We start from the raw sequence: 24,432 nt of genomic DNA, 5'->3' as shown, positions 1-24,432 counted from the left end.
TAAATCGTTAGCTAACAATTAAAGGAAAATTTCAGGATTGAATTTAAGAATTGTTTTTACCTTTAAGCCGAGTTTTAACTTTTATCTAAATGAAACCTATTTCCTTATTCACAAAACGTTATTATATCATAACGCTGTTGGCACTGGTAATTTTATCCTGTACAAAAAACAACGAACCTCAAAAAGCTATTACGGGCTCCGGCAAAATTACCTATGTAGCAACGGCAAACACTTCGGGCACAAAGCTGAAAACCAACGCTGTATCTGATAGTACAGTAAAGCCAATTGCTGTTAACTGGTCGTCTGCTACTGTTTGGGTAGAAAAGATTGAGCTTGTTGCACAAGGTAGTAATCCTCTTGATTCGATTATTACGGTGGGAAAGAAACTTAATATTTTTGGTACTGATGCTTTAGCCGGGGCTATTCAATTACCTGCCGGTTCATATCAGGATGTGAAAGTAACGATGTTTTGCCGCAAATCTCCAAACTCAGATTATGCTTTTGATTTTAGGGGGACGTTCACCAATTCTTCAGGTAGGGTAGATAGTATAATGATAGGAAGCTCGTACCCTTTTGAAGCAAACCTTGCTGTATCGAACATCGTAATTGGCCCTTCGGATAATTACAAAGCAACATTTAACTTCAATCTTAACAATACAATAACCGGATTTACAAATTGGGCTATTCAATCTTCAGCCAGGTTTTATATCGGCGCGGATAATAAAAAGACCTACGTTATTTGGAAAGGCGGCTCGGCAGATGAACCATTTTACAATGAGGTTATTCAAAACTGGCAAACTGTAGCGAGCGTTGTTATAACCAAGGGCTGAGAAACCGATTAGTATAATATCTGCCTTTGTCAAAAAGTCTAAATCAGGCAAAAAGCCCGCTTTCTGAAAAGAAAGCGGGCTTTTTGCCTAAAGTGTAACTATTTGTTATTTTCTTTCGGGTGCAAAAGCACTAACAGAAATACTTGTTGGCTTGCCCGATATAATTTCGCTGGTTAATAAGCCGGTAGCGGCACCCAGGCTCAATCCCATCATGCCATGACCGGTTGCTACCGTAAGGTTATTGAATTTGTTACTGCGACCAATATACGGCAACCCATCCGCAGATGACGGCCTGAAGCCAAACCAGATATCTTTTTCTGCCGGAACAGCAGGTTTTAATCCCGGAAAATATTTTGGCACCGACTCAACTATACCTTTTACACGGTTCATGTTGATGCGGCTGTTGATCTTATCCAATTCCATGGTACCACCGTAACGTAACCCGCCATTCATAGGGGTAATGGCAACGCGGGCTTCGGCAAGCAGCGCCGGGATCTGCATGGTTTGTTTTTCGTCCTTTACATTAAAGGAATAACCTTTGCCCGGCATCAACACAATATTCAAGCCCAGTAATTTACCCACCGCAGGCGACCATGAGCCGGTAGCAATTACATAGTCATCAGCCGTAAATTCTTCATGATGCGATAACACGCGGCTTATTTTATTCCCGGCGGTTTCAATTTTGGTTACCTCTTTATTGCTGATCAGTTTTACGCCGGCGTTTTTTAGATAATTCAACAAAGCTGCCATTAATTTATTTGGCGAAAGATGCGCGTCGCAGCGATAGTGTACCGCTCCTAAAACGTCCAGTTCCAGATCGGGTTGCAAAGCTTTGCATTCCGCCACGCTTAACACGGCCATATCCAAACCAAGTTCCCTGGCTTTTTCGGCCAGATGGGCCTCTTCTTCACCCGCTTTCTCGGTTTTGTAAAACATCAGGATCCCTTTTTCAACAAGGTCGAAATTAAAGCCCGGCTCGCGGCTCAGATCCTCATAAAGCTTTTTACTAAGGAGTGAAAGTTCAGTTAAAGGCATTGCCGACTGTTGAACATGCGCCGCGTTTGCCTTTTTCAGAAACTGCAACCCCCACGAAACTAATTGAGGATTTAGCGACGGACGTACGTAAAAAGGGCTTTTGCTGTTAAACATCCACCTGATGCCCTGCGCAACCATCCCCGGAGTAGCCAATGGTATAAAATGGCTCGGTACAATCATCCCCGCGTTACCATACGAACAATTGTCCGCCATGTCGCCTTTATCAATTACTGTAACCTCATACCCGGCCTTTTGTAAATAATACGCGGAACTTAAACCAACTATACCTCCGCCAATAATGAGCACCTTTGCCATTTTCTTTTTTAAGCTGAAAGCTTAGGGCGTAAAGCCGAAAGCTTGTTAATATACTGTTCGATCTAATTAAAATACGTCATTGCGAGATACGAAGCAATCACGAACTATACAGGGCGGACCTGCTTCCGTACGATTGCTTCGTATCTCGCAATGACGTTGTGGGAATAGTTTTATATCACCTGGAAACCATGGGCGTACGGATCGTCATCATCAATTTTGATGTTGTTGTAACCGTAAACCCGGGCCCAACCTTCAACGCTTGGTACAATGGCATCAATATCATTGATCTTTACCACATCCTCTACCTTGCCAATGAATTTACTGCCGATGATGCTTTCATGAATAAACGGCTCACCAACCTTCAATTTACCTTTGGCAAACCACTGTGCCATACGGGCCGATGTGCCGGTGCCGCAGGGTGAACGGTCGATAGCCTTATCGCCATAAAAAACGGCGTTTCGGGCGGTGGCATCGGCAGATAGCGTAACGCCTGCCCAAAGGATATGCGTACAGGTATTGATGGTAGGATCAAGCGGGTGTATAAACTGGTATTTCTCGTTAATACGTTTACGCAAAACCTGGCTCCAGGCCACCAACTGGCCTGCGGTGTACTTTTCAATACCCTCAAAGTTAGCCTGCGGATCAACAATGGCATAGTAATTACCGCCGTAGGATACGTCGATGGTCAGCGTACCCAAATCAGGGCATTCTACCTCAAGATTTGTAGCTGCGAGATACGCGGGCACATTCCTCAGTTTTACCGAGGTTACTTTTTTACCTTCCTGTTTGTATTCGATCAATACCAAACCTGCGGGCGCTTCCATCCGCACAATACCCGGAACTTTAGGTTGGATCAACCCTTCCTCAATAGCGATGGTTATTGTACCGATAGTGCCGTGACCGCACATGGGCAAACACCCGCTGGTTTCGATAAACAAAACTGCTACATCATTTGCCGGATCATGAGGCGGGTACAAAATACTTCCCGACATCATATCATGGCCGCGTGGTTCAAACATCAGGCCGGTGCGAATCCAGTCGTACTCTTTTAAAAAGTGCTGGCGTTTCTGGCTCATGTTATCGCCCACCAACTGCGGACCGCCACCTGCAACAAGCCTTACCGGGTTGCCGCAGGTGTGCGCATCAACACAAAAAAAAGTTTTACTTGCCATAGTAAGTTAAGCTACCTCTTCAGCTACTTTGCCCCAGCTGCCAACAGGCAATTCCGGCCTTACAGCCAATGCATCGTCAATTACTTTTTGCACGTAAGTACGCTCTTCACCGACCAAAGCCAGGCGTGGCGCACGTACATTTTCGGTGCCAATTCCGGTAGCAACTTCGGCCAGTTTAATATATTGTACCAGTTTTGGATGGATATCCAACTCCAATACAGGTAAAAACCAACGGTAGATGGCCAAAGCCTCGTCATATCTTTTCGCTTTCACCAAACGGTAAATAGCAACGGTTTCTTTCGGGAAGGCGTCAACCAAACCGGCAACCCAGCCATCTGCACCCATTACCAAACTTTCCATCGCCAAAGGATCAACACCGGTGAAGATCTTGAACCTGTTGCCGAAACGGTTGATCATGCGGGTAACGTTTGATATATCGCGGGTTGATTCTTTAACAGCCTGGATGTTGCTGTAAGCAGCCAGTTGCTCAAACATATCAAGTGTAACCTCAACTTTATAATCAACCGGGTTATTGTATATCATTATAGGCAGCGGCGTACTTTCGGCAACTGCGGCGAAATAAGCTATAGTTTCGCGGGCGTCGCTCTTGTATCGCATCGGTGGCAATAGCATTAAACCAGAAGCGCCTAATTCAAACGCTTTTTGCGCGCACCTTACGGCAGCTTTGGTAGTTTGCTCGGCTATATTCAATATTACCGGCACTTTACCTTCAACAAAGGCTACGGTATGCGCAAGCAGGTCGTATTTTTCCTGCTCGTCAAGCACGCTGGCCTCGCCTAATGATCCGCCTAAGATAAAACCATCAACACCGGCTTCAAGCTGGGCTTTCAGGTTAACATCAAAAGCTTCAAAATCAAGCTCATCATTATCTGTAAATTTTGTAGTTACTGCTGGGAGTACGCCTTTCCAATCAAAAGTTATCATTCTTAAATATTTTTTACAAAACTAAAATACTATTAAATAGGGTTTATCTAACAATTTAGCATACACTAACCGTATTTTAACTAATAATGCCATTTTACCGGTCAATGCCTGCTAATTAATGCTTATTGTGCATCCCACCAAACCCTGTCTGTAAGCTTGGCGTTTTGCTGCGGCTGCGGGTTTGGTACTATTTCCGATTGCGGATATAATACCCTGCGAGGGATATCAGACAGGGCGTTTTTTACTTTGGTTAAAGCCGGGTAACCGGTTCGCCGCCAGTCATTATAATTTTCCATGGTCAGGAAATTTGCAATTACCTTTTCTTCTATAATCAATTGCTCGGCGTTGGCACCGGTAAGCGTACCGCGGGTAGCCAGATAGGTAACAATATCACTCTCGGCAATTCCCAGTTTAGACATATGCGAGCGTACAGCAGATACATAAACCGGCTGTGCAGCAACGGCCCCGGAAATGATCAGAGTGGCCTCGGCTTTTAAAAACAATGCCTCCGAATAGTTGAGCAGGTAATTATTTGAACCCGCACTGGCATAAAACGAACCTCCTAACGAGTATGATTCCAGGCTGCCGATATCATCAGCTCCTATCTGCCTTCCGGTATACAATCCTGTTTCTATTGCAGGGGACACCATTTTTGACAAGCGAGGGTCTTTGCGCGTTTTAAAACCATCCACAAAAGTTGAAGCCAGCACCAGTGTGGAACCTGGCAAAAAGTTTTGCTGCCATGGATTTTCGGCACCGGCGGCGCCGCTGAAAGGCATTTTCATATCGTCATCATTACTGGTCATGCCGTTTTGCAAAGCTGTTAAGGCTAACTGGGCCTGTGTGGCTGCTGTATGGCCGGGTGCTTTTGTCAGGTGCATGTAATAACGGGCTTTTAAGGTATATGCCGCTTTTTTCCATTTACTCATATCGCCGGCATAATAGTAATCATCGCCGGCAGGTATTACAGTGCTGTTTTTGGCTATATCGGCAATTGCTCCGTCAAGCAAGGTTTGTATCTGGTTGTAGATGGCTTCCTGGCTATCATAAGTAGGTGTAAGGTTATTGATGCCTGTAAAACCCTTTGAAAAGGGTACATCGCCCCAAACATCGGTAGCAGCACCAAGCGTATAGGCAGTAAGTACCTTGGCAATAGCCGCGTAATTCGCGTTACCATCGGCCTCCGCTTTTTTATTAAGAATAACCAGGTTATTGAGTACCTGCGGGTAAAAATTATACCAGTCGCCATCCATATCCTGGTGGTACATCAGGTAGGTGCCAAAGTTTGGCGGCACCTGATTAAGGGCTATTACCTGCATATACTGCTGTAACACTACAGCAAGGTTAGCATTGCCTGCGGCAGTAATGTTCTGTGAGATGGCGGCCTCTACCGGTGCAAGGATCAATGATTCTTTAACATCGGTTGGCCTGTTTGGGTCCTGGTTTACGTCGATAAATTTTTTACAACCTGTAAAGCTTATTAAGGCGCAGGCAGCTAATGCAATATATTTATTTTTCATGCTGATTTCTTGTTAATGATTAAAAATTACAGGGTCACCTTTAAACTAAAATCAACTGATTTTGAAGTTGGGGTTGAAAATGAATAAATACCCTGCGAACCGTTTGACGCTCCGAACGAACTAACCTCGGGGTCGCCGCCGGTAAAGTGCGGAGCGTGGATCCAAAGGTTACGACCGGTTACGCTGAAGGTTGCCGATTTGAACGGACTTTTTGTTAACCAGGATGGTTTTAAGGTATAGCCTAAACTAATGTTACGCAGTTTAACATAGCTACCGTCCTGTATCACCGATTCAAGGATACCATTTAAACGCTGGTAGTATTGCTGCCCGTTAACTGATACGGTATTTGGCTGTCCGGTAGCGGCGTTTATGCCATCAACCACCCTTGGGCCGCGGTTTTCGGTAACTTTTGGTGTTCCGTAAAAGTAGCCGTAGCCATCAACGTTGTTCTGAATATCGCCGCCGTGTTTAATATCAAAAAAGAAGCTGAAGTTAAATTGCTTATACCTGAAACCGTTGTTGATGCCACCTAACCATTTAGGGTTAATATTGCCTATTATGCCCTGGTTGTCATCGGCAAAAGGCAGGCCATCGTCGCCGGTAAGTATTTTGCCTGCGGCGTTACGTGCGTAGCGGGTACCATATATTACGCCATAAGGTTGCCCAACTATAATATTGGTAAACCCATTTCCCAGTTGCTGCTGATCCTGGTAAATAGATAGTACCTTGTTACGGTTACGGGTAAAATTAAGGGTAAGGTCCCAGTTAAAGTCGCGGCTTTTTACCGCGTTTACATTCAGTAAAACTTCGATGCCGCGGTTACGCATAATGGCCGAATTTACCGCTGTAGAAGCATAACCTGTTGATGGAGCGATGGCTACGTTAGGAATGATACCATCAATAGTTTTTTTGCTGTAAAATGAAGCTTCGAGTGAGATACGGTTATTAAAGAACCCAGCTTCAATGCCAGCCTCAAACTCGTTAATACGCTCGTTTTTAAGCGTAGGGTTTCCAAGAACATCATTGATCAGAAAACCTGCCTGTCCGCCATAAGGAAAGCCAAGGTTACGTATGGTAGCCACGCTGTAAGGGGTTAACAAACTGTAAGGATTAATGCTGCCATCGTTACCTACTGTACCATATGATACCCTTACCTTAGCCAAATTCATCACCCTTGAAAATTCGGGGCTGAAGAACTCAGAAAAGATAAAGCTGGTTGCAGCCGAGCCGTACGGATAAAAATTATGGTTAGTTGATAACACCGAATTACCATCGTACCTGCCTGTTAATGACAGGATCAGGAAGCGTTTATATTCGATGTTTGATTGCAGGTAAAAACCAATTTTTCGCTGTAAGGTTGAGTTTTCTTTATAAGTAACCGTTGATGCAGACGCCATATTATACAAGCCCGGAACCGTTAAACCAACACCATTGGCATAGGTGTATTCATTATAGGTAGAGATAATGTTGTTACCCAATACTACATCAACATTAAAATTACCAAAGGTTTTATTAGCCCCGATTAGCAAGTCGTTATTAAACTGGCGGTAATTAATATTCTGATCAACCAGGCGGCCATTAGGGTTTGATACTGATTGGGTTGATTCATGGTAACGGTCCATTTCAGTATAAACATCAGCGCCAAAACGCTCGGTTATGGTTAACCACGATAACGGCTTATAATCTGCCGTAAACGTAGGCAGGAAGCGGTTAACACCCGAATGGTTTTTGATGTTGTCTAATACCCAGTAAGGGTTGTTACGCGAAAAACGGTAAAGGCGCTGTGTACCATCCGCATTTAGCGCGGGCTGCAAATTGTACGATACCGGTGCGGTGAAGATGGTCCATACCGGGCTTTCCAACGCGTAACCTTCCGGCAATCTGTCATTTTGCGAATTGGAGTAGTTTAACTGGAATGTGGTATTTAGGTTATCCAACATTCGGGCGCTATATTTAGCAAAAAAAGTATTGCGTAAAAATTTGGTGGTTGGCACTGTGCCCTGCTGGTTAAAATTTGAGTACGATACAAGGTAGGTTGAATTATTGCTGCCGCCACCTATGTTAATGGTATTATTGTAGGTCTGACCGGTTTTAAAAAACAGGTCAGACTGGTTATATACCTTCGCGGGCTGGCCGTTTATTTTCAATGTATCCATATGGGCACCCCATGAGGTACTCGTTTTCTGATTTACCCCATCGTAATAAACGCCATTGGTTCCTTGTGAGTATTTATTTTGGATTTGAGGCAACAAAGGCTTTTCGAACGAAAAATCAGAAGTAAAAGTAATAAGCGGCTTCTTGTTCAATGCGCCATTTTTTGTGGTGATCATAACTACACCGTTGGCTCCTTTTGATCCATATAAGGCGGTTGAGGCCGCACCTTTTAGTACATTAATACTTGCAATAATAGAGGGATCGATATCGGCAATACGGCTTGTACCTGGGCCTGAATTTAAGTTGCCTGTTTCGGAGTTATCAACAGGTACACCGTCAATAACCATTAGGGGCTCGTTATTTCCGTAAAACGAAGTGGTTCCCCTTATGATGATCCTGGCCGAGCTGCCTGGCGTACCCGAAGAACTTGTAACCTGCACCCCCGATACTTTACCGGCAATACCGTTTACAAGGTTAGGTTCTTTTGATTGTGTTAACGATTCTCCTTTAACCTCCTGTGTACTATAAGTAAGGATGCGCTTATCGCGTTTTATACCCAAAGCGGTAACCACTACCTCGTTCAGGGCTTTACTATCGCTGTTAATTGTTACGCTGACGCTGGTTTGGCCGGTAAGTTTAACTTCGGTGGTGGTATATCCTATAGCCGATACAACAAGTGTACCTGTGCCGGTGTAAGCAATATCGAAAGCACCGGTGATGCTTGTTACCGAACCTTTATTGGTTCCTTTTAATTTAACTGAGGCTCCTGCTACTGCTTCGCCCTTTTCATCGGTTACTTTGCCTTTTAGTGCTATTGTTTGTGCATAAGTGTAATTAAAACACATAAATACGCTCAACAAAGGCAGCATGAATTTTTTGAGTAAATGTTTAAACTGCATAAAATTAATTGAGGTGATTAACTGTTGATTTTTATATCTGATTTACAGATATGTAAAACTATCTTCTGCATCACCTTGTTTTTTTATGAATTTTGCCAATACTGCCCATATCTTAACTTGATTGTTAAAATACTGTTATTTAATTGTGTTTTTTACAATAAATTTAATTTTAAGGAGGTAGCTGATCATCATGTTAAACCCCATTTTAATATCCATAATTTGATATTTTGGTTAAAAACGGGTTAATATCCGGTTAACACCGGCAAAAAATCATCCATAATTATCGCAACACGAGGGCTACTTTTATAAACTCATTTTGATTAAAACAAAACACAGTATTATGCCTGCCAAAAATTGGTTAAAAATAAACACCTGTATTATTGCCTGTTTAACAACAGCGGGCATGGTGCAGGCGCAATCATACCTGCCCCTGCAAAATGATAGCCGGATGGCTATAAAGCCCGTTGTGCCTATTAAAGCTTATGCGTTTGATTTGAAAGACGTAAAACTGCTTGACGGTCCTTTTAAAACAGCGCAAGAGGCAGATGTTAAATACCTGCTTTCTATCGAGCCCGACAGGCTCCTTTCGGCATTCCGCTCGCACTCCGGCTTGAAACCAAAGGGTAAAATGTACGAGGGCTGGGAATCATCAGGTTTAGCAGGCCATACATTAGGCCATTATCTTTCGGCTATTGCCATGCATTACGACGCCACCCGCGACCCTGAATTTTTAAAACGCGTTAATTATATAGTTGCCGAACTTAACGAATGCCAGGTGGCACGTAAAACCGGCTACGTTGGCGCTATTCCGAAAGAAGATACGCTTTGGGCCGAAGTGGCCAAAGGTGATATCCGTTCGCGCGGGTTTGATTTAAACGGGGGCTGGTCGCCATGGTATACCGTACATAAGGTAATGGCAGGTTTGCTGGATGCCTATTTATATGCCGGTAATAAACAGGCCCTTAAAATTTGCAAGGGTATGGCCGACTGGACCGGCGAAACCATCAAAAACCTTGACGATGAGAAGCTGCAAAAAATGCTGCTTTGTGAGTACGGCGGCATGGCCGAAGTTCTGGCTAACTTATACGCCATTAACGGCGACAAAAAGTATCTGGAGCTATCGTATAAGTTTTATGATAAGAAGATTCTCGATCCGCTATCGCAGCAACAGGATATTTTACCGGGCAAGCACTCCAACACACAAATTCCGAAAATAATTGCCGGCGCGCGCAGGTACGAACTTACCGGCGATAAAAAAGATAAAGCCATTGCCGACTTTTTTTGGGAAACAATAGTCGACAATCATTCATACGCCACAGGCGGCAACAGCAACTACGAATATCTGAGCGAGCCGCGTAAACTGAATGATAAGCTTACCGAAAATACTACCGAAACGTGTAATACTTATAATATGCTGAAGCTAACCAGGCATTTATTTGCGGTAGCGCCTTCGGCGAGGTTGATGGATTATTATGAAAAAGGTTTATATAACCATATCCTTGCCTCGCAAAATCACAGTACGGGTATGATGTGCTATTTCGTTCCGTTGCGGATGGGCGGCACCAAGCAATACAGCACCCCGTTTGATGATTTTACCTGCTGCGTTGGCTCGGGAATGGAGAACCATGTTAAGTATAACGAGACTATTTATTTTAAAGGGGCCGATGGTAGCTTATATGTTAACCTGTTTATTCCATCGGTGCTGAATTGGGCATCCAAAGGCATCAGTATAAAGCAGCAAAGTAATTTGCCTAATACAGATCGAACTACTTTTACCATAACTGCAAATAAGCAGGTTAACATGCCTATCCGCATCCGCAAACCCAAATGGAGCAATAACGTGACGGTTAGCATCAATGGCAAAAAACAGCCTGTTAGTGTTGATGCGGAAGGATACCTTGTATTGAACCGTAAATGGCGCAACAATGATAAGATAGAATTGACAACCCCCGAAAGTTTGTACACCGAGGCTATGCCTGATAACGCCAACAGGCGCGCGGTATTTTACGGCCCGGTTTTATTGGCGGGTGTTTTGGGCAATACGGAGCCTGATCCGCTAAAAGGTGTCCCCGTTTTTGTTACCAGCGAAACTGATCCTAATAAATGGCTCCAGATGGTTGATCGGAAGCAGTTAAGCTTTCGCGCTGCCGGGGTATCTAAGCCCGTTGAGGTTAACCTGATCCCTTTCAATCAAACTAAAAACGAATATTACTCCGTATATTGGGATGTATTTACCCCGGATGCCTGGGTTGTACAGCAAAAAGCATATGATGAGCAACGCAAAAAACAGCAGGAACTGGAAGCCCATACTACCGATATGCTGCGTATAGGCGAAATGCAACCCGAGCGCGACCATAATTTCACCAGTGAGAATGCCACCACCGGCGAGGACCATCAGAAAAAATGGCGCTCTACCGAGAACGGCGGATACCTGCAATACGAAATGAAAGTTGATGCAAACGCTCAAAATACACTCATTAATACCTATTGGGGTATGGATAACCGCGGACGTACATTTGATATTTTGATTGATGGTATTAAACTATCAACCGAAGATTTGAACCAGTACAAGGAAAGCCGTTTTTACGATATCAGTTATACCCTGCCTATTGAGCTGACCAAGGGAAAGCAAAAAGTAACAGTAAAACTGGTGGCTAAAAAAGATAACAGTGCCGGTCCGGTTTATGGCAGCCGGATGGTTAAGAATTAAGCTAAACGCTGAAGGCGGAAAGCCGAAAGCTATTTAAGAGCAGAAAGCTGAAGGCATAAGGCATAAGGCATAAGGCCAAAAGCTATTTAATTGGATAAATACAAATCAATCTGTTAAAATAAAATCATGATCAATAAAAATAAGGCGGCCTGGTTACTTTCGTTAGCGGCTATGGCTGCTGCTACCAATGTATTCGCGCAGCAAAAAGACTACCCGATACAGCCCGTAGCTTTTACCAGTGTGCATGTAAACGATAACTTTTGGGAGCCCAAAATGGAGGTTAACGCCAACGTAACCATTCCGTACGTATTGGAGCAATGCAAAAAGAATGGCCGTATGGATAACTTTTTGCGCGCGGCCAAAAAGCTTGACGGCGATAAGTTAAGCGAGTTCCCGTTCGACGATACCGATGTGTACAAGGCCATTGAAGGTGCCTCGTACTCCATGCAAAACAAAAAGAACCCTAAGCTTGATCGGTACCTTGATACCCTCATCAACATTATAGGCGCGGCGCAGGAGCCCGACGGGTACCTATACACCTTCCGTACGGTAAATGCTAAAAAACCGCATGAGTGGATTGGCAGTAAGCGTTGGGAAAAAGAGGAAGACTTGAGCCACGAGCTTTACAATGCGGGGCATTTGTATGAGGCCGCGGTAGCGCATTTTCAGGCTACGGGTAAACGTACATTGCTTAATATCGCCATAAAAAATGCCGACCTGTTAGTGAACACATTCGGGCCCGGAAAAATTGAAGAGTACCCGGGGCACCAGATTGTAGAGATCGGCCTGTCAAAAATGTACCGGGTTACGGGCAACAAAAAATACCTCGAGCTGGCTAAATTTTTCCTGGATGTGCGCGGCCCTAAAGGCGACGCTTATAACCAGGCCGATAAAAAGGTTACAGACCAGCACGTGGCCGAAGGGCATGCTGTACGTGCCGCCTATATGTACACCGGCATGGCCGATATTGCCGCTTTAACAGGTAATGCCAAATACCTGGCCGCCATTGATGATATCTGGACAGATGTGGTAACCAAAAAACTGTACATCACCGGTGGCATTGGTGCAACCGGCAACGGCGAGGCTTTTGGTGATGATTATCAATTACCCAACATGTCGGCTTATGCCGAAACCTGTGCAGCGATAGGCAATGTGTACTGGAACAACAGGATGTTTTTGTTACATGGCGATTCCAAATATATCGACGTATTGGAGCGTACATTGTACAACGGTCTGCTTTCGGGCGTATCATTAAGCGGCGACAGGTTCTTTTATCCTAACCCGCTGGCTTCCATGTTTCAGCACCAGCGCAGCGCCTGGATCAGCTGCGCATGCTGTATCAGCAACATGACCCGCTTTTTGCCTTCGTTGCCCGGCTACGTTTACGCCAAAAATCAAAACGATTTGTATGTAAACCTTTACATGGGCAATACCAGCGATATCAGCCTGGCTTCGGGCAAAGTGAATATTGCACAAACTACCGATTATCCCTGGAACGGTAGAGTCGACATTGCTGTTAACCCGGTTAAAGCCTCGGCGTTTACTTTAAGGTTGCGCATTCCGGGCTGGGCTAAGGATCAGCCGGTTCCGGGCGATTTGTACAGCTACCTGGACAAAAACCAAAAGCCGGTAACCATATCCGTTAACGGCAAGGCAACAACCTACACCACCGAAAAGGGCTACGCCATCATTAAACGTACCTGGAAGAAAGGTGATAAGGTAACGTTAAACCTGCCGATGGAAACCGAAAAGGTTTTGGCGAATAATCATATTAAGGACGATCGCGGGCGTTTCGCTTTTCAACGCGGTCCGGTGGTTTATTGCCTTGAAGGCCCTGATAACCGCGATAGCCTGGTGCAAAATATTATGGTTGATAAAAACGCCATAGCGGCGGCAAACTACCAGGCCAACCTGCTTAATGGTGTTGATGTGATCAGCGCCGAAGGCAAAAGCACCAAACGCCAGTTAAACAATGATGCGCTGATTGAAACCGATCAGCAGGTGAAGGCTATTCCATACTACGCCTGGGCCAACCGCGGTCCGAGCGAAATGACTGTTTGGATCCCTTACGAAGCATCGGCGGCAAGGCCCAAACCGGCACCAACCATTGCCAGCACCAGTAAGGTTACCTCATCGGTAAAAAATAAAAGGATGTACAATGCCATTAAAGATCAGTACGAACCCGCCGATTCAAAAGACACCAATTACCCTTACCTGCACTGGTGGCCTGCTCACAACACCACCGAGTTTGTACAGTATGATTTTGACGCCGCGCACACGGTAAGCGAATCCAAAGTTTACTGGTACGACGACGGGCCATGGGGCGGTTGCCGCATCCCGGCTTCGTATAAAATTTATTATATGAAAGATGGCCAATGGGCGCCGGTTAAAAATACCACACCATACGCCATAAGTAAAGATGCGTTCAACGTAGTTAGCTTTGAGCCGGTTACTACAACCGCTTTAAAGCTTGAAGTACAATTGCCGGTTGATAATTCGACCGGGATACACGAGTGGGCGGTGAAGTAGGTTTTTGATCCAAACAACAAACCCCGGTGTAAACACGCCGGGGTTTGCTGCTTTTAAAGTTAACTTGGGGTTAAGGGGGCGCGTTTGAACATAGAGTTTTCAAACGCGTTTTTTTGTAAGTTATCCTTAACACAAGTATTGATACATCGATGGTAATTAATCCTTTAGCATAATGCGGTTAGTTTATGGCAGGTTTCAAGAGCAATTGGTGTGAGAATTTCTGACTCCGGTTTGTTGAAAATACCATATTTTATTTCTTCGTAAATCGGAAAAACCAAACCAATGCTACTTTCAAATTACGTCAATATGCATTAATTTAGCCGATACTAACCGTATTTTATCCTTTGTGGAGATTAAATTGGGAAAATGAGTTAAGTAATTGTAAATTCATGGAGCAATAAAAAACATAAAGGATGAAGGTTTTACAGTTCACTATCCCCGTAGCGCACGATAAAAGCGTGATTGCCGAAAAGGTTTCGCAGCCTTATTTTTATCCTTACCTGCACCGCCATAAAGAAACCCAGATTACATGGATTCAGCAGGGCGAGGGCACACTGATTGCCGGCAACAATATGCACGATTACACCGCAGGCGATATATTTGTGTTAGGTGCCAATCTTCCACACGTATTTAAAAGCAACCCGGAGTACTTTGTAGGCGATCCTGCTAAAAGTGTAGAAGCGTTAACTATCTTTTTTAATCCCGAAGGAACATTGGCCGCTATGTTTGATTTGCCCGAATTAAAATCAAACAAGATTTTTATGCAGCAGCATCAGCAGGGTTTTAAGGTGCCCGATGATGTTAATGACCGGGTAGCGCACCTGATGATGGCGCTTAAAAACGCCACAGGTACAGATCAGCTGATCCAGTTTTTAAACCTTGTTAAGGGCTTAACCAATATTAAATCCAGGCTCGATCCGCTTTCGTCATATGGTAACCTGCCCGGTATTACCGAAAATGAGGGGATCAGGATAGGTAATATCTACAACTTTATCATGCAAAATTACAGCGAGGATATCACGCTGGAAGATGTAGCCAAGGTGGCGTTTATGACGCCCGAATCGTTTTGCAGGTATTTCAAAAAGCATACCGGGCATACTTTTATTTCTTTCCTGAACGAGATCAGGATCAACGAGGCTTGCAAAAAACTCATTTCGCATAAATTTGAAAGTATCAATACAGTAGCCTATAAATGCGGTTTTAAGAGTATTACCAACTTTAACCGTGTATTTAAATGTGTTATAGGCAATTCGCCGCGGGGATACCTGGATGCCTATAATAATAACCTCATCAGTTTAAACAGGGCGGCGAGTTAAGTAGTTATCCGAATATTTTTTTCTTCCATACATAAATTTAAAAAAGTGATCAAAAACTTAAAGGGACATTTATTGTCCTTGGCAGCCACTGCTTTGCTTATTCCGGCGCTCAGAGCCGGTGCCCAAACTGCCGTTCCGGCAAGCATTTATGAACAATCCAGCGAAATAGCCGGTATCATTATCCAATATGGGCAGGATATGGGTGCCGTACGCGATTTTTATTCGCCCTATAGCGTTAATGAGCATGCTGAATATCAGTATAAGATTAGTGTGCTCAACTCGCCCGAGCAACGTAAGCGTTTGCTGGAGACCGATAATGATTACCTGAAAAAACTGCAACAGGCGGATTTTAATGCCATGAGCATCTATGGCAAGGTAGATTATATCCTGCTCAAAAAGCGTATCAATTACGATATCGACGACCTGAAAAAAGAAGAGGGACAGTACAGCCAGATCACCAAATACCTGAGTTGCGCCGATGGGATCTACAATCTTGAAAAATTGCGCCGCCGCGGAACGTTTGTTGACGGTCAGAAAGTAGCCGCTACCCTCGATACCATTTTGAAACAAATAAAAACAGATACTGCCGCTATTAACAAAGTGGCCAGTATTGATATGCCGCTTGCCCGCATGTTAAAAGATGCGCTGCTGGGCTTAAAGGACCGCCTGAAGGATTTTTACGGTTTCTATAATACGTTTGACCCGGCCTTTACCTGGTGGGTGCCTGAGCCTTACAAGGCCGTGAACAATGCCTTGCAGGCTTACGCCGATCAGGCCTTAGCCAAGGGTAAAGTAAACACAACGCAAAAGCCTGATGCAAGCGGTATAAAAGGCGTGCCTATAGGTCGCGAAGATCTGATTCGCCAGTTGCGCACCGAAATGATCCCTTATACGCCTGAAGAACTGATAACCCTGGCCAACAAGGAATTTGCCTGGTGCGATAAGGAAATGCTGAAGGCATCGCAGGAGATGGGCTTTGGCAGCGACTGGAAAAAGGCCCTGGAAAAAGTAAAAAACAGCTATGTGCCGGTAGGCCATCAGCCCGAATTAATAGTAAAGCTGTATAACGATGCGTTAAGCTTTATTAAACAACGCGACCTGATCACGATACCGCCTTTGGCTGAAGAAACCTGGGGAATGGTAATGATGTCGCCCGAGCGGCAGTTGGTTAACCCGTTTTTTACCGGCGGTAAAGAGATCAGTATCTCGTACCCCACCAATACCATGTCGGCTGCCGACAAACTGATGAGTATGCGCGGTAATAACCCTTATTTTTCGAGGGGGACGGTACAGCACGAGTTGCTTCCCGGCCATAACCTGCAATATTTTATGAACAGCAGATACAAAGCTTACCGCCAGGATTTTTCAACGCCGTTTGCTACCGAGGGGTGGGCCTTATACTGGGAGTTGTTACTATACGAAAAAGGTTTCGCCCAAACGCCCGAAGAAAGGGTAGGCATGCTTTTTTGGCGCATGCACCGCTGCGCCCGAATCATATTCTCGCTTAATTATCATTTAGGCAACTGGACACCGCAGCAATGTATTGACTTTTTAATTGACCGCGTAGGGCACGAAAAAGCCAATGCCGAAGGCGAGGTGAGGCGCTCGTTCGAGGGTGGTTATAGCCCGCTTTACCAGGTGGCATACCTTACAGGCGGCTTGCAGCTCATGGCGTTAAAGCGCGAACTGGTGGATAGCGGCAAAATGAGCTACAAACAGTTTCACGACGCGGTAATGAAAGAAAACCTGATCCCGATAGAAATGATCAGGGCAACGCTCACCAACCAGCAGCTCAGCCGTGATTTTAGCACCGGCTGGAAGTTTTACAATTTTGGTAAATAACTAAAGCATTTTTTAATATGGATGATAAAACGGCGTTTAAGCCATCACTGCGTTTAATTGACGCCACCATGCTGGTAGCGGGCAGTATGATAGGATCCGGGATTTTTATTGTGAGCGCCGATATTACCCGCAATGTGGGCAGTGCAGGCTGGCTGCTTTTTGTATGGCTGATTACCGGTTTCATGACACTTACCGCTGCCCTGAGCTATGGCGAATTAAGCGCTATGTTCCCGAAAGCGGGCGGGCAATATGTTTACCTCAAAGAAGCTTATAACCCGTTGGTAGGCTTTTTATACGGCTGGAGTTTTTTTACGGTGATACAAACGGCAACCATAGCAGCGGTAGGTGTGGCCTTTGCTAAATTTACCGCATACCTTATCCCCGGTTTAAGTGAGGACCTTGTAGCCTTAGATCTTGGTTTTGTTACTATCTCCCCGGCGCAGTTGCTTTCTATTTTGGTGATCGTGCTGTTAACCTTTATTAATACCCGGGGTGTTAACAGCGGTAAAATTGTACAAACCGTGTTTACCATGGCTAAATTGCTAAGCCTGCTGGCACTTATAGTTTTTGGTTTGTTCGCGCTCAAAACTTCTGTGTGGCAACAAAACTGGCATAACGCCTGGAATATACATGGCCTTAAACCCGATGGTACTGTTACTAACTACACGTTAATAGCAGGCCTCGGGGCGGTAGCGTCGGCCATGGTAGGTTCTATATTCAGCAGCGATTCGTGGAATAACGTAACCTTTATAGCCGGCGAAATCAGGAACCCCCAACGCAACATCGGGCTTAGCTTAGCCCTTGGTACGCTGATCGTTACCTTGATATATCTTTTAACCAACGTAATGTACACCGGTGTACTGTCGCTGCATGATATTGCCGCCGCCGATAAGGATAGGGTAGGTGTGGTTGCATCAACTCAGATTTTTGGCAGCTGGGGTACGGTGATCATCGCTTTGCTGATCATGGTATCAACGTTTGGCTGTAATAACGGCTTGATCATGTCGGGGGCAAGGGTTTATTATTCTATGGCTAAGGATGGCTTGTTTTTTAAGCAAGTAGGTTCGCTCAATAAAAACTCGGTACCCGGTTTTGGCCTTTGGCTGCAATGTATTTTTGCCTGCTTATGGAGTTTAAGCGGTAAGTATGGCAACCTGCTGGATATGATCTCGTTTGTGGTGGTGGTTTTTTATGTGCTTACTATTATGGGTATTTTTATCCTGCGGAAAAAAATGCCCGGGGCCAATCGCCCCTATAAAGCCTTTGGCTACCCTGTGCTGCCGGTTGTTTATATGCTGATGGGTGTGGCCTTTTGCTTGTTGCTTATTAGATACAAACCCACCTACACCTGGCCTGGTTTGCTGATCACGCTGACCGGCATCCCCGTTTATTACCTCATTGGCGGCAGGAAAACGGGTAATGACATACAGATGGAGTTAGAGGCAGAGGCAAAACAAATCTGATTTGACCGTTTTTTAATCTTTTTGAATAATTTAACCGGTAAACAGGGTAAAATATGGTTAATAGTGGTTAGGAATTTTTAACCTGTATTCACTGTGGTTAAATATATTTGCCTGCCGTAAACATAAATCATCTGCCATGGCGAATAATTTTAAAGAAGCGAGTGTTGAAGAAATAAACCAGGTAATGCAGCAGGCGCAGACAGCGTTTGAGGCTTATCAAAAAACGAGTGTTGAAGAAAAGAGCATTTTTTTAGAGACTATAGCCAATGAGATAGAGGCTTTAGGCGATGAATTGCTGTTAAAGGCCTCGGAAGAAACAAACCTTCCTTTGCCCCGCCTTACAGGTGAGCGCGCCCGTACCACAGGGCAGTTGCGGATGTTTGCAGGCATGCTTCGCGAGGGCAGTTGGGTAGAAGCCAGCATTGATACGGCATTGCCCGACAGGCAGCCATTACCTCGTCCGGACCTGCGCAAAATGCTGGTGCCGCTTGGTCCCGTAGTTGTTTTTGGGGCGAGTAATTTCCCGTTCGCGTATTCAACCGCCGGCGGCGATACCGCGAGTGCCCTGGCAGGCGGTTGTTCGGTAGTAGTGAAAGCCCATCCTGCACATGCCGAAACTTCTGAGCTTGTTTACAGCGCGATAAAAAAGGCTATTGCAACATGCAATATGCCCGAACATATTTTTCAGCATGTGCACGGTACTTCGTTCGAGAGCGGTAAGGCATTGGTACAGGCCGATGATACAGCCGCTGTTGGCTTCACCGGTTCCACCGGTGGTGGCCTTGCTTTATTAAAGTACGCTTCAGAACGCAAAAAGCCTATCCCGGTATTTTCTGAAATGGGAAGCACAAACCCGGTAGTTTTTTTACCGGATACGTTAAATAAGAATGCTGCCGAACTGGCGGCGCAATATACCGGCTCCATTACGCTTGGCGTGGGCCAGTTTTGTACAAACCCCGGTTTAATGCTGGCTATTGAAAGCGAAGGTTTACATCATTTTATAAGCGCGCTGGGCGCGGGTATAGAAGCCGTAAAGCCTGCCAAAATGCTGCATGCCGGTATTCATACCGCTTACGAAAAAAAGAGCGCCGCCGCGCTTGAACAGGCTGGCGTAACTGAAATCAGGAAGTCGGCCACGGCTGCTGCTGATATTGAAGCGCGACCTGTTGTGGCAAGCGTTAGCGCCGAAACATTTTTACAGAACCCGTTATTGCATGAAGAGGTTTTTGGCCCGTACTCATTAATGGTAATTTGCCGCGATGAGCAGGAGTTAATTAAAATCCTCAAATCGGTATCAGGCCAGCTCACTACCACAGTAATGGGTACTGATGATGATTTTGCAAGCCATCCGTTGTTATTACAATTATTACCAACCATCGCCGGCAGGGTATTATTTAACGGTGTGCCTACCGGGGTTGAGGTTTGCGCCAGCATGGTGCATGGAGGTCCGTTTCCGGCAACTACCGATAGCCGTTTTACCGCGGTAGGTACTAATGCGGTTAAACGCTGGGTACGCCCGGTTTCTTTTCAAAATTGCCCCGATGCTTTATTGCCTTTAGCCCTTCGGCAAGCCAACCCACTGGGTATTTGGCGTTTGTTTGATGGTGAGTGGAAGAAATAGGCTTAGCCCATCTTTAAGATGATATAAAGCGCCATTGCAGTTATGTAGAAGTATAACCTGCAATGGCGCTTTATCATATATCCGCTCTGCAAACTACTTCTTTTTCAGCGTAATTACCGCTATTTCCGGCCACATGCCAACACGGCCCTTCAAGCCTAAAAAGCCAAAGCCGCGGTTTACATATAAATAAAGCCCGCCTTTTTGATAAAGCCCCGCCCATTGTTTATAAATGTATTTGATAGGGCTCCATTTAAAGCCGAAGATCTCGAAGCCAAATTGCGCGCCATGCGTATGGCCCGACAGCGTGAGGTGGATAGGCTGGTGGTGTTTCAAAGTAACCGCTTCCCAATGGGAGGGATCGTGCGACATGAGGATCCTGAACGCTCCATCAGGAACCCCGGCGGTGGCCTTTTCAAGGTCGCCGTATTTATGGAAGCCGCCTTTACCCCAGTTTTCAACGCCTATCAGCCAGATCTCCGCATTGTTTTTTGAGATAGGCATAGCCTCATTCAGCAGTAATTTAAAGCCGATTTGCTGGTGTACCTGCTTTAACCGGGTAAGGTTGGCCTGCTGGTGGGCTTTGGTTTCCCATCTTATATAATCGCCATAATCATGATTGCCCAGCACCGAGTATTTGCCATACGGCGCATCAAGTTTTGAAAAGGCATCTATCCACGGGTCCATTTCGTTGGCCTGGTTATTCACCAGATCGCCCGTAAACAATATTATATCGCTTTGTCGGGCGTTAACCAGGTCGAGGCCTTTTTGTACGCCTTTAGCATCGCTGAAACTCCCGGAATGGATATCGGATAGCTGCGTAATGGTAAAGCCATCAAAATCTTCGGGCAAGTCATCAAAAAACAAGGTTTCACGCCGTACTTTATAATAATGCCTTCCCCGTGTAATGCCAAACAATAACAAGCCCGCGAATGCGAAGGCCACTATCAGTACAAATTCGCTTACGGCGTAACTGCGCGGCGGAAAGCCACGAAATAATCGGGTGATATCTTCAAGCAATAATATCAACGAGCCAACAAGCTTGGGCACAAATGATAGCAACATCAGGGCCATCAGCCACGAAATAAACCTCCTGCTCCGCGTAAAGGCGCTGATTAAGATGGCCGAGGTAAGCAGGGCATCAAACAACCAGTAAAAAATACTGATGTTGTCCCTTGGCGATAGGGTTTGGATGGCTTTGTAAAAATAAATATCAATAAGGAGCCACAACAAAATAATGGCCGGAATACGTGTTCTCATAAAACAAGCCGACGAATGATTTAAAGAAACATTTTAATGGCGTAATTTTCATTACTATTGAATGACAAACGCGTGTTTCGGTTTAGCAGAAATGATACATTTGTGTAACGGTGAAACATACGGGTAAAAACAGCCATTAAACTAACAATCAATTTTGTGAAGAATAAACTACTACTTTTTGCATGTCTTGTGTTGATTGCCGGATTATGCGATTCTACGGCTAAGGCCCAAACATCAGCCGCAGTGCAGCCTGATCTTTTTAATGATTACCCCTGGACGAATCATGATTTAATTGAACCGGCAACCCTGGCAGGGATGATTAACCAAAGCCCGCCCAAATCTCCGCTCATCCTGAATATCGGTGCTGTTGAGGATATTAAAGGTGCTAAACATATCGGTCCGGTAAGTGGGGCCAAAAACATCACCATACTTAAAAGCATGGTTGCCCCGCTGCCCAAAAATACGGCGATAGTTATTTACTGCGGGTGTTGCCCCTTTACCCGGTGCCCCAATGCGAAGCCCGCTTTTAAAGAATTGAAGGAGTTAGGTTTCACAAACATTAAACTGTTGAACCTGCCGGTTAACCTGCATACCAACTGGACAAGCAAAGGCTATCCGCTGGCCGTAAACTGATCGCTTTATTTGATGCTTCGACACTCTGGAATCAAAATAAATATCTTGTCATTAAACTGAATATGAACAATATGAATAAATATATTAAACCGTATATAATTGTAACTAATACCCGCTACAACCGTATAATTGATGGATGGGGTTTTCGTTTATGATAAAGCGCGGCGCATCGCGTATCGTGCTGATTTATTTGCTGGTAAGTTTGCTCTGGATCACCTTCAGCGACAGGATATTGTTTTATATAGCCACCAGTTTCTCCCAAACGCAGTTTTTATGGATCAGTACAGTAAAAGGTTACGCGTTTGTAGTAGTTAGCGCCATACTTTTATACTACCTTATCCGATCGGATAACAAAGGTTTGGAGCAGGACGAATCGCAATACCGTAATATGTACGAGGCAAATCCTGTACCTATGTGGATCTATGATGAAGAGTTCAATATTGTTTCGGTAAATGATGCCGCCATTACCAGCTATGGTTATACCCGCGAAGAGTTCCTGAACTTAAGTATCCTTGATATCCGCCCGCCCGAAGACGTTGGGAAAGTGATCGAATCTTCAAAAAAAATGTCTTCACGCCTTAATGTTAGTGGCAACTGGCGCCATATTAAAAAAAGCGGCGAGTTACTTTATGTTAATATCTCGTCGCACCGGATAGTTTTTAATAATAAGCCTGGTGTTTTGGTAATGGCCCGTAACATGACCGAGGTGGTGGTTATGCAACGAAAGCTGGAGGAGGCCAACAGCGCGCTTGTTGAGGAGAAAAGAAAACTAAAGGAGACACAACTTATTTCGGGAGTAGCCGGTTGGGAATTTTTTCCGGATACGAAAAAACTGATCTGGGCCGATGAGGTTTACGAAATTATCGGTGTGCCCAAAGACGACAGGCGGCCAGCTTTTGATATTTATATCGAACATATTTTTCCTGAAGATCGCAGGTTGATGCTCGAGGGCCTCCAGGCTTTGATAAGTTTCGGGGTCACTCTTGATGTTACCCACCGAATCAAGGCTTTGAACGGCGAAACCCGCTTTATCCGCCAGCTTGCAACTATCGAGCCGGGATCGATACCGATAAAATTGATAGGCTCCATGCAGGATATAACCAATTTGAAGCAGCTTGAAAACGAAAGGGATGGTTTTAAAAACAAATTGGAAACCACGCTCAACTCTATCAACGATGCTTATTTTGCCCTGGATAAGGAGATGACCATAATAGGTTACAACCAGGCATTTAAGAACCTTATGGGAAGTACTATCCCGCAACTGATGGGCGAAAATATTTTCACCATCATTCCCAAATCGCGTAACCGTTTGTACCCATCGTATCAAAAGGCACTCGAAGACCGGGTAATTGTTAAAACTGTCGATTACTCGCTGTTGCTCGATAAATGGATCAGCCTGGCTGCTTATCCTACCGAAGAGGGGGTTGCTGTTTATTTCTCGGATGTTACTGAAGACAAAAAGAAAGACGCAAGGCTAAAAGAGGCCCTTGAACGATATGACCTTGTAGCGCAGGCCACGAGCGATGTGATTTATGACCTCGACATTGTGAACGACAAGATTATTTACAATACCAGCCTTTCAAAACTGGTTGATACCCCTTATCAGGATATTGAATATAACCTGGCGTGGTGGCGCAGCCTGATCTGTGCCGATGATTTGCCCGAAGTGATTAGCAGTCAGCATAGAATAAGCGGCGAAGGCAAAACCAACTGGACTTGCGAGTACCGTATTAAAAACGGGAATAACGGTTTTAAATATGTAATGGACCAGGGGTATTTCATTTATAACGAACAAATGAAGCCCGTTAGGCTTATCGGGGTAATAAAAGATATTGATGAGCTGAAACGTTCTATACAGGAAAATAAACGCCAGAACGAATTATTGAAACAGGTTGCCTGGATGGGATCTCACCAGATCAGGAAACCGGTGGCCACCATGCTTGGCCTGATGAACCTTGTTAAGATAGCTGACAATAGTGACGAAGTGTTAGAACTGCTGCCCATGATGCAATCGTGCGTGCAGGAGATGGACGACATTGTACACGAGATTAATTACAAGATAGATGCAGTTGTTGATTTCGATACCAGGGAATAAGCGGGCCTTTGATAATTGGAAATAAAAAACTACCTTCCCAAATTGGTGATTATCGAAACCGGATAATCATCCGGAGTTGAACTCAGTATCTCAATT

Annotated in this window: 15 protein-coding genes; 9 read left to right on the top strand and 6 right to left on the bottom strand. The window is 44.9% G+C overall.

Annotated elements, in window-relative coordinates:
* The first annotated feature begins 89 nt into the window (after positions 1-89).
* On the top strand, positions 90-830 hold the full coding sequence (locus LX99_RS14575) for a hypothetical protein (RefSeq protein ID WP_109608553.1): 741 nt from the start codon (positions 90-92) through the stop codon (positions 828-830).
* A 105-nt stretch (positions 831-935) separates the two neighbouring features.
* On the opposite strand, the gene LX99_RS14570 is transcribed toward LX99_RS14575, so the two are convergent.
* The 5 genes from LX99_RS14570 to LX99_RS14550 form a co-directional block, all read right to left on the bottom strand.
* The gene (locus tag LX99_RS14570) at positions 936-2,180 is read right to left on the bottom strand and encodes an NAD(P)/FAD-dependent oxidoreductase (RefSeq protein WP_109608552.1); all 1,245 of its coding nucleotides are present in this window, start codon (positions 2,178-2,180) and stop codon (positions 936-938) included.
* Between the two features lie 170 nt (positions 2,181-2,350).
* The gene (locus LX99_RS14565; protein ID WP_109608551.1) at positions 2,351-3,352 is read right to left on the bottom strand and encodes a 4-hydroxyproline epimerase; all 1,002 of its coding nucleotides are present in this window, start codon (positions 3,350-3,352) and stop codon (positions 2,351-2,353) included.
* A 6-nt stretch (positions 3,353-3,358) separates the two neighbouring features.
* On the bottom strand, positions 3,359-4,297 hold the full coding sequence (locus LX99_RS14560) for a dihydrodipicolinate synthase family protein (protein WP_022833316.1): 939 nt from the start codon (positions 4,295-4,297) through the stop codon (positions 3,359-3,361).
* A gap of 122 nt (positions 4,298-4,419) precedes the next feature.
* Positions 4,420-5,817, bottom strand: coding sequence for a SusD/RagB family nutrient-binding outer membrane lipoprotein (locus LX99_RS14555; protein ID WP_109608550.1), 1,398 nt, complete (start codon positions 5,815-5,817; stop codon positions 4,420-4,422).
* A 26-nt stretch (positions 5,818-5,843) separates the two neighbouring features.
* On the bottom strand, positions 5,844-8,870 hold the full coding sequence (locus tag LX99_RS14550; RefSeq protein WP_211319026.1) for a SusC/RagA family TonB-linked outer membrane protein: 3,027 nt from the start codon (positions 8,868-8,870) through the stop codon (positions 5,844-5,846).
* Between the two features lie 340 nt (positions 8,871-9,210).
* On the opposite strand from LX99_RS14550, the gene LX99_RS14545 reads away from it, so the two are divergent.
* From LX99_RS14545 to LX99_RS14520, 6 genes are all read left to right on the top strand, one after another.
* Positions 9,211-11,580 carry a glycoside hydrolase family 127 protein gene (locus LX99_RS14545; RefSeq protein WP_109608549.1) on the top strand — a complete coding sequence of 790 codons (2,370 nt, stop codon included), beginning with the start codon at positions 9,211-9,213 and terminating at the stop codon, positions 11,578-11,580.
* A gap of 126 nt (positions 11,581-11,706) precedes the next feature.
* On the top strand, positions 11,707-14,109 hold the full coding sequence (locus LX99_RS14540) for a glycoside hydrolase family 127 protein (RefSeq protein ID WP_170122706.1): 2,403 nt from the start codon (positions 11,707-11,709) through the stop codon (positions 14,107-14,109).
* A 413-nt stretch (positions 14,110-14,522) separates the two neighbouring features.
* On the top strand, positions 14,523-15,425 hold the full coding sequence (locus LX99_RS14535; RefSeq protein WP_109608547.1) for an AraC family transcriptional regulator: 903 nt from the start codon (positions 14,523-14,525) through the stop codon (positions 15,423-15,425).
* A gap of 45 nt (positions 15,426-15,470) precedes the next feature.
* Complete coding sequence (locus LX99_RS14530) at positions 15,471-17,267, top strand: DUF885 family protein (RefSeq protein ID WP_245927925.1); 1,797 nt, start codon at positions 15,471-15,473, stop codon at positions 17,265-17,267.
* Positions 17,268-17,284: 17 nt separating this feature from the next.
* Positions 17,285-18,730, top strand: coding sequence for an APC family permease (locus LX99_RS14525; RefSeq protein WP_109608546.1), 1,446 nt, complete (start codon positions 17,285-17,287; stop codon positions 18,728-18,730).
* Between the two features lie 136 nt (positions 18,731-18,866).
* Complete coding sequence (locus LX99_RS14520; RefSeq protein WP_109608545.1) at positions 18,867-20,351, top strand: aldehyde dehydrogenase (NADP(+)); 1,485 nt, start codon at positions 18,867-18,869, stop codon at positions 20,349-20,351.
* 93 nt (positions 20,352-20,444) lie between these two features.
* Here the strand turns inward: LX99_RS14520 and LX99_RS14515 are convergent, their stop codons facing one another.
* Positions 20,445-21,608 carry a metallophosphoesterase gene (locus tag LX99_RS14515; RefSeq protein ID WP_109608544.1) on the bottom strand — a complete coding sequence of 388 codons (1,164 nt, stop codon included), beginning with the start codon at positions 21,606-21,608 and terminating at the stop codon, positions 20,445-20,447.
* A 156-nt stretch (positions 21,609-21,764) separates the two neighbouring features.
* Here LX99_RS14515 and LX99_RS14510 point away from each other — a divergent pair, with 156 nt between their 5' ends.
* Both LX99_RS14510 and LX99_RS14505 read left to right on the top strand, forming a co-directional pair.
* The gene (locus LX99_RS14510; protein WP_146203130.1) at positions 21,765-22,241 is read left to right on the top strand and encodes a rhodanese-like domain-containing protein; all 477 of its coding nucleotides are present in this window, start codon (positions 21,765-21,767) and stop codon (positions 22,239-22,241) included.
* A 136-nt stretch (positions 22,242-22,377) separates the two neighbouring features.
* A complete protein-coding gene (locus tag LX99_RS14505) occupies positions 22,378-24,336 on the top strand; it encodes a PAS domain S-box protein (protein ID WP_109608542.1) in 1,959 nt (652 codons plus the stop codon).
* Positions 24,337-24,432: the final 96 nt, after the last annotated feature.

Source organism: Mucilaginibacter oryzae (genome assembly GCF_003148845.1).
Taxonomy (GTDB): Bacteria; Bacteroidota; Bacteroidia; order Sphingobacteriales; family Sphingobacteriaceae; genus Mucilaginibacter; species Mucilaginibacter oryzae.
The sequence above is the reverse complement of the archived record's forward strand: the minus strand, read 5'-3'. Positions and strand labels throughout refer to the sequence as shown.